12 protein-coding genes are annotated in these 14209 nt (G+C 66.9%); 6 read left to right on the plus strand and 6 right to left on the minus strand.

The window, feature by feature from the left end; translation table 11 throughout:
* Positions 1-80: 80 nt before the first annotated feature.
* From DAT35_RS20935 to DAT35_RS20955, 5 genes are read right to left on the minus strand one after another with little or no spacing between them, the layout of a single operon-like run.
* Positions 81-5219, minus strand: a complete 5139-nt coding sequence (locus DAT35_RS20935) for a hypothetical protein (protein WP_108068826.1) — start codon at positions 5217-5219, stop codon at positions 81-83.
* Between the two features lie 9 nt (positions 5220-5228).
* On the minus strand, positions 5229-5765 hold the full coding sequence (locus DAT35_RS20940) for a hypothetical protein (RefSeq protein ID WP_108068827.1): 537 nt from the start codon (positions 5763-5765) through the stop codon (positions 5229-5231).
* An 11-nt stretch (positions 5766-5776) separates the two neighbouring features.
* Complete coding sequence (locus tag DAT35_RS20945; RefSeq protein ID WP_108068829.1) at positions 5777-6934, minus strand: prepilin-type N-terminal cleavage/methylation domain-containing protein; 1158 nt, start codon at positions 6932-6934, stop codon at positions 5777-5779.
* Positions 6934-7524 carry a hypothetical protein gene (locus DAT35_RS20950; protein ID WP_108068831.1) on the minus strand — a complete coding sequence of 197 codons (591 nt, stop codon included), beginning with the start codon at positions 7522-7524 and terminating at the stop codon, positions 6934-6936. Before DAT35_RS20950 ends, DAT35_RS20945 begins: the two co-directional genes overlap by 1 nt.
* Positions 7525-7528: 4 nt before the next feature.
* Positions 7529-8311 (minus strand): Tfp pilus assembly protein FimT/FimU, encoded by a 783-nt coding sequence (locus DAT35_RS20955; protein ID WP_108068833.1) that lies wholly within the window; start codon positions 8309-8311, stop codon positions 7529-7531.
* A 262-nt stretch (positions 8312-8573) separates the two neighbouring features.
* Here DAT35_RS20955 and DAT35_RS20960 point away from each other — a divergent pair, with 262 nt between their 5' ends.
* Both DAT35_RS20960 and DAT35_RS20965 read left to right on the plus strand, forming a co-directional pair.
* Positions 8574-9446, plus strand: a complete 873-nt coding sequence (locus tag DAT35_RS20960; RefSeq protein WP_108068835.1) for a 50S ribosomal protein L11 methyltransferase — start codon at positions 8574-8576, stop codon at positions 9444-9446.
* Positions 9447-9526: 80 nt separating this feature from the next.
* The gene (locus tag DAT35_RS20965; protein WP_108068837.1) at positions 9527-10015 is read left to right on the plus strand and encodes a DUF962 domain-containing protein; all 489 of its coding nucleotides are present in this window, start codon (positions 9527-9529) and stop codon (positions 10013-10015) included.
* Position 10016: 1 nt separating this feature from the next.
* Here DAT35_RS20965 and DAT35_RS20970 read toward each other — a convergent pair whose 3' ends face one another.
* Positions 10017-11336: an adenylate/guanylate cyclase domain-containing protein gene (locus DAT35_RS20970; protein WP_199242952.1), complete on the minus strand. Its 1320-nt coding sequence runs from the start codon at positions 11334-11336 to the stop codon at positions 10017-10019.
* 183 nt (positions 11337-11519) lie between these two features.
* Between DAT35_RS20970 and DAT35_RS20975 the strand changes: the two genes are divergently transcribed.
* The 4 genes from DAT35_RS20975 to DAT35_RS20990 all read left to right on the plus strand — a co-directional run bounded on the left by DAT35_RS20975 (position 11520) and on the right by DAT35_RS20990 (position 14196).
* Complete coding sequence (locus DAT35_RS20975) at positions 11520-11744, plus strand: hypothetical protein (RefSeq protein WP_108068840.1); 225 nt, start codon at positions 11520-11522, stop codon at positions 11742-11744.
* A gap of 255 nt (positions 11745-11999) precedes the next feature.
* Positions 12000-13007 (plus strand): endonuclease/exonuclease/phosphatase family protein, encoded by a 1008-nt coding sequence (locus DAT35_RS20980; RefSeq protein WP_233261606.1) that lies wholly within the window; start codon positions 12000-12002, stop codon positions 13005-13007.
* A 72-nt stretch (positions 13008-13079) separates the two neighbouring features.
* Positions 13080-13814: a 16S rRNA (uracil(1498)-N(3))-methyltransferase gene (locus DAT35_RS20985; protein ID WP_108068844.1), complete on the plus strand. Its 735-nt coding sequence runs from the start codon at positions 13080-13082 to the stop codon at positions 13812-13814.
* A gap of 115 nt (positions 13815-13929) precedes the next feature.
* Positions 13930-14196: a GlsB/YeaQ/YmgE family stress response membrane protein gene (locus DAT35_RS20990; RefSeq protein ID WP_108068846.1), complete on the plus strand. Its 267-nt coding sequence runs from the start codon at positions 13930-13932 to the stop codon at positions 14194-14196.
* Positions 14197-14209: the final 13 nt, after the last annotated feature.

Below are 14209 nucleotides of genomic sequence, written 5' to 3' on the forward strand. Positions count from 1 at the left end.
AATCCCCTCTCCCGAGGAGGGAGAGGGGATGAAGTCACCGGGCCTCTGAAGAGGCCCGGTTCACCGGGAAGCCCGGCTCGCTACTGGGTGCAGTTCGCGGCGTTCTCGTGGCGGCACGAGTGCAGGTTGCGCGGCACCTCGAGCCAGTAGATTTCCGGAGCCTTATTCTCCTGGGTCTTCAGGTTCTCGGTGGAGGGAGCCTCGCCCGGGCTCGACATCGCCACCTCGAAGCGCTTGGCACCCGTCGCCGACAACGAGACGATCGGCATTCCCGAGCCCGGAGGTCCGCTCGTCGGGCGGGCCTTCGCGTCGATGTAGCCGACGAGCGTGCGCTTGCCGGTCATCGGGTCGACGTCGAACTTCTGGAAGCTCTCGGCCAGGTTCGGCAGACCCGTGATGACGTCCGCCTGCCACGAGTAGGACATGTCACCCAGACCTGCCAGCGAGCAGGCCGCGGACCCCACTCCGGAGGACGGCGCGAAGCTGGGCCAGAAGACGACGCCCGCGAGCACGGTCGAGCCTTCCGCCGTCCGCTCCAACAAGCTGTTGTTGTAGCGGACGAACCAGCCCGGAGAGAACTCGTTGGCGCGCGGCACCTTGGAGAGGTCACCGGCGGTGATGTAGCGCTGCTTCACCCCAGCGGCATCCGGAGGCAGGTACTTGTAGAGCGAGTCCGGAATGGTCACGTCCACCAGCGAGCACGGGCTGCCATCCGCGCACTTGAAGCCCGCGGTGTCCGTCAGGCGCATCTGGTCGAACGAGACCGCGCCGGCCGCGGTATTGAAGGCGCGGCCACCGCTGCCGTAGACCTGGAAGCCGAAGAAGCGCTGCAGCGCCACCGACCCCTGCTCGGTGGAGCTCAACTTCATATCGGCATGCTCGGCGGTGTTGAGGTTGAGGTGGTTGCACGTCCACAAGCTGCCCGAGCCCGAGCAGGAGGACTCGGTCGTGAACTCGCGCGGCTTGCCGTCCGACGGCAGGGTCGGCGGGTACACGCCGGAACCGTATGCCGGGTCGGGGCAGCTGATGGTGAGCTGGGTCAGCTCCATCCGCGACCCGGAGCACGCCGTGGTCCCAGTGCTCGTCCAGTCCTCCTTGCTCGCCGTCAGCACGCCACCCACGTACTTGAGGGTGCTGGTGCGCTTCTGGCCGTTGATCTCTCCGACGAGCTTCGCCTCCACGTTGCACTTGAGGCGGAGGCACGCCAGCAGGTCGTCCGCGCTGCAGTCCGTGCCCGGCGTGGTGCGCAGGTGTTGCCGGTCGCCGGTGCCCATGAAGGCGCGCAACCAGCCCGTCTCCGGCTGCCGGATGGTGGAGGCGATCTGGAAGAACGCGGCCTTCTGGTAGGCGCTGTGCGGCCCGCCCAGGTAACCGTCCTCACGCGCCATCTCCAGCGAGCGCGCACCGAACCAGTTGTTCACCTGCTTGGTGGTGGCATCCCGCTCGCCCGGCTCGTGGAACCGGAACGTCCACACCTGGCCGCCCATGTCGCCGACGATCATCGTGTCGAAGAAGCCGTCCGCGTCGAGCTGCACGCTGTCACCCTTGCCGATGTCCACCATGGCCGGCGAAGCCACCACGGGCATCATCTGGTTGAGCACCTCGTCATAGGCGCCCGTCTTGGCCATGGGCTGGGCCTCGGCGGACCACAGCTTCTGGCCCGTCCAGGCATCCACCAGGTACACGCCGCGGCCGCGCGTCAGGTCCGGGCTGTAGCCACCGTTGAGCGCGACAATCCAACGCTCCTCCCAGCCGCGAGCAATGTCATTGGGCGCGGAACTCGAGCCAGCCTTGAGACGCACCGGCCCGATGGGAGGAGGCCTGGGCGCGAAGTTGGACCAGGACTGCCCCATGGTGACCGACTCCTTGTCGCACGCATTGGGGAACATCCAGCGGAACGGCTGTTGGTTCTTGTCGCTCGGATCCTTGAGCGCATTGAGCATCATGTACGGGTCCGTCACGTCCAGCGCCACGAAGCGCTGACCGCCGCCGCGCTCGGTGGTGACGGCGATCGTGCGGAACTCGCCCGGCTCCTTCACTCCGGGCTGCGTGCCCCCGGTCCCGTCCGCCCAGATGTCACGCACCATGGGCGTGCCGTCCACGAAGTACTCGTGACCGCCCACCATCAGGCCCAGCTTGGGCAGCAGGTCCGGCGGGATGAAGGCCCACAGCTCCTGGCCCGTGCCAATGTCGTGGATGTCGTCGAACTTGCCCTTCTTGGCGGCGCTCGTGGCCGAGCCCGCGTGGATGGCGTGGATCATTCCGCCGTTGGAGCCCACCAGCAAGATGCGATCGCGCTTCTCCAAAGCCGCCTTGTGGACGGAGTAGGCACCGTAGTTGCCCGCAGAATAATTCGGGGCCGGGTCCATCGGCGTGGCCTTGGGGGTCGGGATGCCACCCACGAGGTTGTAGAGCGTGGACACGCACTGACCGGACAGGGCGTTGTCACACAGGAAGGGCTCGACAGGCGGATCCACCACCACCGGCGTGGAGTGGAAGATGTCCGCGAGCTTGCAGGACGTGGCGACATCGGCCTTGGCGTTGTCCGCGCACGGCCGCTCCTCGTCCAGGATGCTGTCACCGTCGTAGTCGAAGACGTCCATGCCGCGCACGAAGCGGATGAGCTGGGTGGCGCAGTAGTCCTGCTGCGCGGGGGTGCCCGACCACGTGCCCTTCTTCTGCTTGGCGAAGAGCGTGCTGCAGAACGCGTCACCGCCCGCCAGGACGTACTTCTTGAGTTGGGCGAGGTTGTCCTCATGGAACTCGACGGGCGGGTTGTCCTCCGAGGTGAACTTGCCGTCGTCGTTCCTGTCGATGAGGGTGAAGATGCAACGGCCTGACGTGTCATAGCCCGCATCGCCGGGGCGGAGGTTTGGATTGCACTTCTGGGCCGCCTGGCGCTTGCCGATCTTCTCGCCCACGTCCCAGAAGGGCTGCGCGGGCGTACCGCCCTCCACCTTGCCCCCATCCACGGGGGTAGCCGTGTTCACCCGTACCCAGACCCCCTCGGTGTTCTCCTGGACGATGTTGTCCTTGCTGAACTTATCGGGTGTCAAGGGTACGCCGACAGGGAGCGAGATACCCGTCCCATCCACGTAGAAGGAGTCGTCACAGTCGCCGTCATCGTTGAGGTCCGTCGGCCCGTGCGGCACGCACCCCTGGGCGAACTCGCTGTAATAGAAGAAGCGGTAGAGGTGACCCTCGTACGGACGGTTGCGGCGGGGGATGAAGCGGGGCACGTACACCGAGGACTGGACGCCGCTGGCCTGCACGCCGGAGATGTTGGCGGCGGCGAACGAGGTGGACAGCTGCTTCAGGTCACCGAGGGCGTTGATGATGGCATTACGCAGCTCTTCGGGCTCGTTGACGCGGGTGAAAGTGCCCTTGCCCGCCTTCGCGATGCTCTGGAGCATAACGCTGTTGTCGCCATAACCGATGGTGTACGTGCGCACGGACTGGGTGCCCGGCATGTCGTCGCGCAGGTCCATGTTGGCCAGGAAGAAGGCCACGTCATCCATGAAGTTCTTGTTGCCCACGCCCAGACCGGTCGGCCAGTTCCAGTCGGTGTAGTCGCAGTCCGCCTTGGTGTACTTGACGCCCGAGTCATCCGCGAACTGGTCGCAGTAGTTGATGCCGCCCACGTCCGGGTTGGTCTCGGGGTTCGCCGGATTCCACTTGACCAGCGACCCATCCGGAGGCGGATGCCGGGCGCCCTTGGCGACGAGCAGTTCCATCATCTTGGTGATGGGCACCGAGTTGTCGTACTTGGGCGCGCCGTCCGTCAGCACGATGACCGAGCTGACCTGGCAACCGAAGCACACCGAGCGCTTGTTGACATCCGGCAGCTCGTTCAGCGGATCAATCTCCCACGGCTGGCCAGGCCTCCACTCTCCCGTGGAGGGGTCCACAAAGCCCTTCTTGACCCACTCATCGGAGCCCGCGGCGTAGGTCGCACCGGTCTGACCCGTGTACGGGTTGTCGTAGGTGCCGCCGTTGCAGCAGCCCGGCCAACCGAAGTAGCCAGGATTGAGGGGCTGCTTGAACCAGTTCTCCCACTTGTTGTCGGAGATCTGCGAGGAGAAGTAGCCGCCCAGGCCGAACAGGGCCTCGCCGATGGCGCGCTCGTTGTGACGGAACAGCGCCTTGTTGACGGCGCTCATCAGCTTGGGCCGGTTGAGCGCGGCCTCGTTGATGGTGGGGTAGGACTTGTCACAGGTCGGGCTCAGGTTCGCGAGGATCTGCGGCGGGTCGAACCAGCCGTGGTCCTTGCCGAAGGTGGCCACGCCCATGCGGACGTTGGGCGCCATGTTGATGACGTCCTTGAGCACCTTGCGCGCCACCACGAACTTGGGCGGACGCAGGTTGAGGACGCGGCCGCTGACGATCCACTTGCGGTACGCCTCGGGAGGAAGCGGCGGCTCGTCAAAGGACCGCGTGGGGCCGTTGTAGCCCACCTGCGTCTTGGCGGAGATCATCGGACCGCGCCACCAGCCCTTGTTCGCCAGACACGACTGGCACTCGTTCATCACCGGCGAGTTCCAATACGCACCGGTCCAGCCGACGACCTGGAAGCAGGCCGTCAACGTATCCGTGGTGCCATCCAGCGTCGTGAAGAAGGCGCTGAGGGAGTACGGGAACTCGCCCACCTGCCAGGCGATGCGCCGGCCACGCGAGTGGTAGAACTTGTTCGGCTCGAAGAAGGGTGTCGGATTGAAGTCGGCGTCGTTGTCGTAGATGACGGAGCCGTTCTTCTTGGTATCCGCGCTGTCCTTGTCGAACCAGCTCATCGCGCCAGTCAGCGCGGGGTCCGAGCAGCCCGTGTTGACGAAGTTACCGTAGTCTCCGTCATAGCCACGGTCTCCAACCACGGGAGTCGCGGGAGGAGGATCGTAGCCGGGCGTGAAGGCCTCGGGCAGGTACTGGGGGTAGTCCATCATGGACTCGTTGTTGCCCAGCAGGAACATGGCGCTCGGCGGGCTGGAGGGGACTTCGAAGAAGTCCTTGTCGCCCCCGACGGCCGGGCTCATCATCGCGTCGCCAATGGCCACAGCGCTCGAGCAGCACGCGGCCTTGTCGGGCATGGGAACCGAGCCCGAGCGACTCTCCAGGGCCAACAATCCCACGGCCCCCGCCACCACCACTCCCGCAGCCAAGCCCACCCGGCGGTTGAACGGCTTCCGCAGGGCGCGTCGCATGGTGTCGAAGTCGATGTGCATCATGAAAGGCTCCTAGAGACCCAAGCGAACCACGAATTCCACTTCGGTCCCACGACCATTTTCGTCCATACAGTGGACCATCACTTTATACGGCTTGCCGCCGAACGAGCCATCTCCGACGATGTTGGTCAGATCCCGGAGGTCCTTCCGGTTACCGCCCGCTTTGGCCGAGACCTGGATGACGTTGTTGACGGTCACCTGATTGATGTGGCCGCTGCGCAGACAGCGGGCGTCCTTGGGGACGTTGCCCGGAGGGCAGTTGGCGAGGCCCGCCGAGTTCAGATCCAAGCCGGACGCCAGGTTGATGCCCTCCGTGGCCAGCTCGATGGACAGTTTCGCGGGGTCGCTGAACTGGCTGAAGCGCGAGAGCATGTATTGACGGCCCGCATCCGCGCAGGCGAGCAACTCGTCACCGCTACGCTCGTTCCTGGCCGCACCCAGCTCACTGTGGGAGAAGGCCACGGCAGCGGCCGCCAGCAGACTGATGACCGCCAGCAGCACCACCACCAACAACAGCACGGAACCACGTCTGCCGAGGTGTCTCTTCATGGGGAATCCTCCTAGCCACCCGCGCAATTGTAGGCCTTGTCGTCGGTGGGAATCTCGCCCTTGCAGGCATTGGGCTGCGCCGCGTCGGGGTCATGGTAGATCGGCACGGGCATCTCCGTGGACCGCATGTTACGCACCTGGACGGACATCTCGGAGACAACGCGCCGGAAGCCGTAGGGCACCTTCTGGCCCGTCATCGGATCCGCGGTGAGTGCGAGCTCCGGAGAGCCGTCCGGCAACATCCCAAACGCGGGAATCTGGTTCATCATGTCGGCGCTGGCCCCCGAATCGCGGGTGGTGCTCCGCGCCACCAGCCCCACCACGACGGCGCGGATGTTGGCGGGATTGTTGTTCGTGACCAGCCCTGGGTCCCCCAACGTATCGTAGGTGGGCGCAAGGTCCGTCGGGTTGGGGGTGAAGAAGGTGCCGTCACTCCGCACGAAGCTCACGCGCAGCGCCTCGATGTCCTCGGCCACGGGCTCGCCATACGAGTCCAGCGGATCCTTCTCGTCGAGCCCGTGCCGACGGAACAGATAGGGCCTGCCGGGCGTGGCGGGATTGCCGTCCTCGTCGATGAGCCGGATGGAGTAGTCGTAGACGTCGATCTTGTAGAGGTAGACCGGCAGGCTCCCCGAGGTGGTGAAGCAGTTGCGGGCCTCGTTGAGGTTGGGGAATGTGCCGGTCGTCGGCTGCAGCGACAGCGCCACGTCTCCCTTGGCAGCAGTCGTACTCAGCCGCGAATAGGTCCAGCCGACCGCACCCGAGCACATAACCTGGACGATCTGCCCCTTGAGCAACGGTTCGGTCAGCGGCTGGGCCAGGGTGATGGATGTCTCCGAGACGCTGGCGACGGTGGTGCTGAACGCCGGGTTGCGCATCCGGAAGACGAGCCGATCCGACCGGTTCACGAACGAGAGGGAGTCGCGAGACCAGCCCGTCGGGAAGTCGAAGGCCCGCCACGGCTCCATGCCATACCCGGCCATGCGCAGATTGCGCACCACCATCTGGTGCGTCTGCCTCAACGAAGCCTGTCCGCCCCGGATACCCGCCTGCGTGTAGAAGGACTGGGTGTAACCGAGGAAGGCTGCGGAGACCGCGAGCACCGTGATGAAGGTCACCGCGGAGCTCACCATCAGCTCGATGAGAGTGAATCCTCGCTGGCGCCGCATCAGTGAAAGCCTCCTCGCGGCATGGCCCGCATGGCCTGGGTGGTCACGACGCGGGGCTCGCCCGCGTCCAGGTAGAGCACCTTCACCCAGATCTGCAGCCTGTAATCGTCACTCTTGCGAACGATGTAGAAGCGCTCGTACGTGGTGAGGTTCTTGGACGGATCGCCCTCTTCGTTCCTGAAAACGGGCTTCTGCATCCCGCCGAACTTGAGGCCCCCCAGCGTGAGCATGACCTCGCCGTGCATGCACGCCTTGTAGGCGTTGTAGCCACCCGTGCCTGGGTGGAGCAGCTTGCCGGTCTTGTCCAGCGGATCATCCGCGCACAAGGGATCGGAGAAGAGGAGCCGCGCGTCGGTGCCGCCGAGCGTGCCGGGGGGAGTGCCGTCGAACTTCCAGAGTTGAATCTGCTCGGCCAGGTCGTTGGCGAGGTCGGTGGCCTGCATGAGCCGACGCGCCTGACCGGTGGCGCTGCGCGCCTGGACGAGCGCGCCGAGCAGCCCGGCCAGGCCCACGAGAAAGACGACCGCGGCGATGAGCGACTCGATCGTCGTGAAGCCGGGGCGTTGATGGGAGGAAACGCGTCTCAGCATGAAATCACCTGTTCGCCGAGAAAGTCCGGACGATGCCGGTGTTGGTGATGACGACGGCCTGGGCACTCTCCTTGCCCCCACCGGACGTCGGCCAGAAGGTGATGGAGGCGGCCCCATCCGGGGACAGCTTGCCCTCCGCGTCGGCGAAGTTCACGGTGCCATCCGGCTCGAAGAAGATGGCGCCGCGCAGCGGCTTGCCCGGGCTGTCCGTCGTGCAGAAAGTGCATGCGGTCTTGTCGGGGACGAAGCAGAAGGGCGGCGGGAAGACGTCGGAGCCTGTCGTGGGGCCCCGGGCCAGACCAATCTTGGCGTCGAGCGAAGCGGTGCAGCCCTTGTGCGCCACGTGACCCATCGCCTCGAAGAAGCCGCCCTCGAACAGCCGCACCGAGGCATTGAAGTGCCCCGAGTCGAACAGCGAGTACTCGGAGCCAGCGGGAGCGGGAGCGCCCGGCGCCAGGTCCTTCAGCGTGCGCCAGCCGGGGTACTTGGCAGCCATCGTCGCGCTCATGTTCGACCAGGGATCCACCACCACCCAGTACTGGATGGGGCTGCCCAGGCCGTACGTATCGGCGTTGAGCACCAGCACCACCCGCTGGTTGCGGCCGTACGCGTGGGAGCGGGCACTGGAGATCACCGCGGAGAACTCGAGCGCGCCACCCGTCAGCCGCGTGCGCTGAGGCAGCACGTCCAGCGCGGCGAATGAGAGCGCGGCGAGAACGGCGATGATGCCCACCACCGTCATCACCTCGATCAGCGAGAAGCCTGTATTGCGTCGGGTTCGCTTCATAGGAAGTCCATCATTGGCGCCCCCGACCAGAGCCACACTCTCCAACCTGACACGGGCGCATCCAAAACAAGGGCTGAACTTCGACAGCCTTCGATTGCTCCTCTTGCGGTCAGCTTACCCCAAATCCCAAGAAGGGATCACCGCATCCTTGGACACCCGAACACCGAGCAACGAGGCTTGGGCGTTCGCTCGAAAATTTCTTTCCCCGTTGCAGCCATCCCGGCATCTTCCGGAGAGCAACGCGAGACGCGAGAAGGGCGACATGACGGGGACGTATCAGACACTCACGGTGGATCTACCCGAGGCAGAGTCGGAAGCAGCGCAGGATCTGCTGCATGAGGTAGGGGCAATGGGACTGGAGGTGCGAGATCGGGAGACGCCCACCATGCCGGGAGTGCGAGCTCCCTCGGCGGGCGAAGCCATCCTCGTGGCCTACTTCGAGGACGCGGAGACGGCCGAGGAGGCGAGAGCGTCGCTCGCAGAGGCCCACCCGTCGGCGCGGATACAGCTGGCCGAGGAGCAGCAGCAGGACTGGAGCAACGCCTGGAAGGTCCACATCAAGTCGGTGCAGGTAGGACGACTGTGGGTGGGCCCCCCCTGGGAAGCGCAGAACGCGCCCGCGGACAAGGTGCGGCTCGTCATCGAACCGAAGATGGCCTTCGGCACCGGTGACCATCCCACCACCTCGCTGTGTCTCGGTGCGGTGGATGACTACATGAGCACTCATCCGGGAGCGAGCGTGCTGGATGTGGGTACGGGTACGGGCGTGTTGGCCATCGCCGCCAAGAAGCTCGGAGCCGGCCGGGTAGTGGGCACGGACAACGATGCGGTGTCGGTGGAGCTGGCGAAGGAGAACGCACAGGACAACGGCACACCCGAGGTGGAGCTGTCCGGCAAGGAACTGACGGCGGTGGAGGGCACCTTCGACCTGGTGGTGGCCAACATCCTCGCCAACACCCTCATCGAGCTGGCGCCGCTCATCGTCCCCAAGGTGAAGGACAAGCTGCTGATGGCGGGAGTGCTCGCGCACCAGAAGGCGGAGGTGGAGGCCGCCTACGTGAAGCTCGGACTGGTACCGGAGCCGGGCGCCCAACAGGGCGAGTGGGTACGACTGGACTTCCACCGAGCAAAGTAGCGGACCGCCTGGATGCGTCCTGTAGGCTTGCGTGTTACCGCTAGGTCATCCCCGTTCCACAGAGGGCTGGAGGACACCGCATGCTGAAGCCACGCACCCAGGCGCTGTTCGACGAGTACATCGCCTCGCACCAGCACCCCACCAACCGCCTCACCCACAAGGTGGCCATCCCCCTCATCGTCCTGCACATCGTCGCCATGCTGGACTGGGTGCGGCTGGCCTCCGTGCCCGCCCTGCCCGGCGGCTCGCTCACCCTCGCCTTCGTGGCCTGGGCGCTCGCCTCCATCTGGTACCTGCGCGCGGATGCGAAGCTGGGTCTCATCGTCTCCGCCGCCACTGCGCTCTGCATCCCGCTCGGCCGACTGCTGCCCGTCTGGGCCGTCGTCGCCATCGCCGTCTTCGGGTGGCTCGTCCAGCTCGCCGGCCACGCCGTCTGGGAGAAGAAGTCCCCCTCCTTCTTCACCAACCTCATCCACGCCCTCGTCGGGCCTCTGTTCTTCGTCGCCCTGCTCACCGGCGACTACAAGCTCTCGCCCCAGGTCCAGGCCGCTCCCCAGACGGCCAGGTAGGTCAGAGGGAGCCGACGCTCCTCGCCGCCAGCAGTGGGGGCGCGTCCTTCTCCCTGAGCACCGCCCGGCCCTTCAGCGAGTACACCACCACCGACTCCCGGCGCCCCTTCACCCGCTCCTCGGAGATGCGCTCGCCCTGGAAGTGGCCCTGTCCCGCCCTCCAGGTGCTCTCGCTCACCAGGATGTCCACCCCCAGCGCCTTCGTCAGGCCCTCCACTCGCGAGGCCAGGTTCACCGCGTCACCAATCACCGTGTACTCGTGCTGCTCCGCCCCTCCCAGCATCCCCGCCGCCACCACCCCCGTGTGCAGCCCGATCCCGATTCGCAGCGGCGGCTCGCCTCGCTGCTCCCTCCAGGCGTTGATCTCCTCCAGCTTCTTGCGCATGTCGAGCGCCGCCTTCATCGCGTGCTCCGCGTGACTCGCATCCCCGTCCGGCACGCCCCAGCACGCCAGCATCCCGTCACCCAGGAACTTGTTCACGATGCCCCCGTGCTCCATGACGATGTGCCCCATGTGCTCGAAGTAATCGTCCAGCAGCTCCAGCACCACGCGCGGCGACAGTGACTCGCTCAGCGCCGTGAAGTCCCGGATGTCGCTGAAGAGGATCGTCACCTCACGCTGCACCGGCTCCAGCGCTCCGTCCCCGTGATTCAGCACCTGCTCCACCACCTGCCTCGGCAGGAAGCGCGAGAGGTTGTCGCGCCGCCGCAGCCTCAGGAACATGCTGCTCACCGCCGTGTTCGCCCACCCGATGAGCAGCCCGAGCGCGATGTAGCACCCCAGCACGAAGCTCACCCTCGCATCCGAGAACGCGTCCGCCCCCCAGCACACCAGCGCGTAGGTCGCCGAGGCCATCGCCGTGGACATCACCACGTGCAGCCAGCTGTAACGCGCCACCGAGAAGGCGAGCACCACCGCGCAGCTCGCCGCCAGCATCTCCAGATCGAAGTCCCCCGTGACACGGAAGGCCCTCCACACCACGAAGCCGAAGAAGCCACAGTCCAGCAGCGAGATGAGCACCGGCCTCCACATCGCCCGGCGCAGGTCCGGCTTCTGGAAGTGCAGCACCACCGCCAGGCCAATGGCGTTCACCGCGTAGAGCGCCACCGCCAGCACCCGCTGGGGATCTCGCGGCAACAGCTCGCCCGACATCCTCGCGATGACCGACTGGCTCAGCCCCGCCAGCACCACCAGCGCAACCCGCACCAGGGACACCACCTGCTCACCCCGCAGCGCGCTCTCGGCCAGCACCTGCTCCTGGTTCGCCCGCGCAAGCTCGAACCGGGCCACGGTGCTCTCATTGCCTCGACGCGCCATCATGGCTTCCTTCCCACTCATGAGACATGGCGCGCTGCGCATAGCAGGTGTGCCGCCTCTTTGCCTCGCCCCCAATCGCTCGCCCCCTCGCCTCCCCTCCCCTCCGGGCATCTGGACGGGTTGGCGAGTGACTCCAGCCACCAGAGATTGGAGGGAGGCACACCTTCCAGGGTCAGGAGCCCCATCATGGCAGGCAAGTTCAGCAAGACCACGACCCCAGGCCAGGGCTACACGGACGCGGTCACCCGCGACGAGCGGCGCGCCTTTTCCGAGGAGCGCGAGGACAACTTCGTCGGCAGCGCGGACCCCACCAGCACGCCTCCCGGCCTGGAGGCCGGGGCAGCAAGCGCGTCCGAGGACGCCGACACGGAGAGCGACGAAGCGCCCAGTGGTCGCGTGCAGGGCGGGTAGTGCACACACAGTAGAGGACTCATGCCAGGACAGGCCCTCTCTCGATTACTGGATCGCCTCCCCTTCGGGAGGAACATCATTGATGGTGTCCCCGCCGCTCCGCCCCAACACCTGCCGCACCGGGAGCCCACCCACGTCTTCCAGGGCTTCGACTCCCTGCCGCAGGCCCATGGGCCGCGCAAGCTCGGGACGGGCATCACGCTCCTCGTGCACCATCCGCGGCCCCGCCCGACCCGCGACCACGTGCTGCGCGTGATGACGTACAACATCCTCCTGGGCGGCGAGCGCCGGGAATTGCTCGAGCGCTACTTCGCCACGATGGAGGAGACCGGCCGGATGCCGGATGTCATCGCCCTCCAGGAGGCCAGCCAGCCCACCGCCGTGGAGCTCGCTCGCGACTACGGCTTCCACCTCACCTACCAGGGCCGGGATGTCGGCGGCCCCGTGGTGAACGGCAAGGCCATCCTCAGCCGCCACCCCATCCGCGAGGCCGCTCACTTCACCTATGACTTCCCCGACGACGCTCGCGCGGCGGCCATCGCCCGCCAGGGCTACGTGGGCGAGCTGGACGAGGACCGGGGCGCACTCTTCGCGCTGCTCGACGTGCATGGACACACCGTGGCCCTCTACGACGTGCACCACTCCCTGGGCGACAGCGGCATCAACGCCGGCCAGGTCTGGCAGCTCCAGGCCATCCTCCATGCACGCGATGGCGTGCCCTCCATCGCCCTGGGCGACTTCAACGCCAACATCAACGTCAAGCACTACTACTCGCTGCTGCCCAGCCCCATCCGCAAGCACGAGCCCACCGAGACCGTGAAGGACTACGAGTCGCGCTACGGCGACGTGCACCCCAGCGTGGGTGACTGGGGCGTGGGCAACATCGCCGACGTGCGCGTGCGCCGCGCCCTCCACGCTCTGGAGCACGAACTGCCCGACCCGCTCCGCCGCGCTCGCGAGCTGCGCGTGCGCATGCCGGATGGTTCCCACATGAAGCCCGACGAGGCCCGCGAGCTGCTCGTCGCCGGCACGTACCCCAAGAACTCCGAGCAGTGGCTGCGCCTCCAGGACGTGGCCGACATGTCCACCCTCAACTCGCTGCCCGACGGGCGCGGCGTGGTGCCCGCCACCGGCAAGCGCTTCGACACCTTCTTCGCCTCCCGCCTGCTCGAGCCCCTCCTCCTGGAAGTGGACCACTCCACCGAGGCGTCCGACCACCTGCCCTCCCTCGCCGACTTCCAGCTGAGCGACCGTCATCATTGAGCCGGCCCTGGTGGGGACGGCGGCTTCCTGCTGAAGTCGCCCCTCCCCACCACCCTGGAGGCCTCCCCACCCGTGGTCCGACTCTTCGTCCCGCTCCCCGAGCCCGCTCCCCCCGAAGTGATGCTCTCGGGTGACAGACGGCACTACCTCCTCCACGTCCTGCGGCTCGCCGAGGGCTCCTCCCTCGAGGTCTTCGACGGCTCCGGCCGCGCCTTCGAGGCGCGCGTGGCCTCCGTGGACGCGGACACCGTGCGCCTGGTGCTCGGGCAGGTCCGACACACCCCTCCGGCTCGCGAGGTGCACATCCTCCAGGGGCTCCCCAAGGGCGACAAGCTGGAGTGGGTGCTCCAGAAGGGCACCGAGCTGGGCGCCACCGCCTTCCACCCCGTGGCCGCCGCGCGCAGCGTGGTGAAGCTCGAGGCCAAACGCGCCGAGGAGCGCACCCTCCGGTGGACGAAGATCGTCGAGGAGGCCGCCCGCCAGTGCCGCCGCAATGACGTGCCCCTCGTCCATCCTCCGCGCTCGCTCATGGAGGCGGCTCGCTCGCTCACCCCCGGCACCACCCTGCTGGTGCTCGACGAGGAGGAGTCCGCCGTGCCCCTGGGCGAGGCCTTCCGCTCCTGCGCTCCCGGCGCTCCCGTGGCCCTCGTGGTGGGCCCCGAGGGCGGACTGGACCGCGAGGAGGTCTCCGCGCTCCGGGCACTCGGTGGGCGCCCCGTCACGCTCGGCCGCCGCATCCTCCGCACCGAAACGGCCGCGCTCGCCGCGCTCGCAGTCATGGCCCATCTGGACGGAGAGCTCGGGTAGGGACTGAGAGGACGAGCCCCCGCCGCCTGCCGGCTGCCCACCCCCCGCCGCCATCCCTATGTTTCCTCCGCAACGGCACCTTCATTCCGAGGTGCCAGACAGGGAGCGGCTCTCCATGGCCATCTACGCCTACGCGCTCATCGGGTTCATCCTGGGCATCATCGCGCGGGTCGCCTTGCCCTCCACACGGCTGGTGGGATTCTGGGGCAGTGCGCTGCTCGGCGCGGCGGGTGGTGTCATCGGCGCCCTCATCGCCTCCATCTTCATCCCGGGCGGAGTCACCACCGGCATCCAGCCCCTGGGCGTCGTGCTCGCCATCATCGGGTCGGCCCTGGTGTCCGTCGGGGTGATTGTCTTCACGCGCAACAAGCGCTTCGCCTGAGACGCCCTCCCAG

This window comes from Vitiosangium sp. GDMCC 1.1324 (genome assembly GCF_003044305.1).
Classification (GTDB): Bacteria; Myxococcota; Myxococcia; order Myxococcales; family Myxococcaceae; genus Archangium.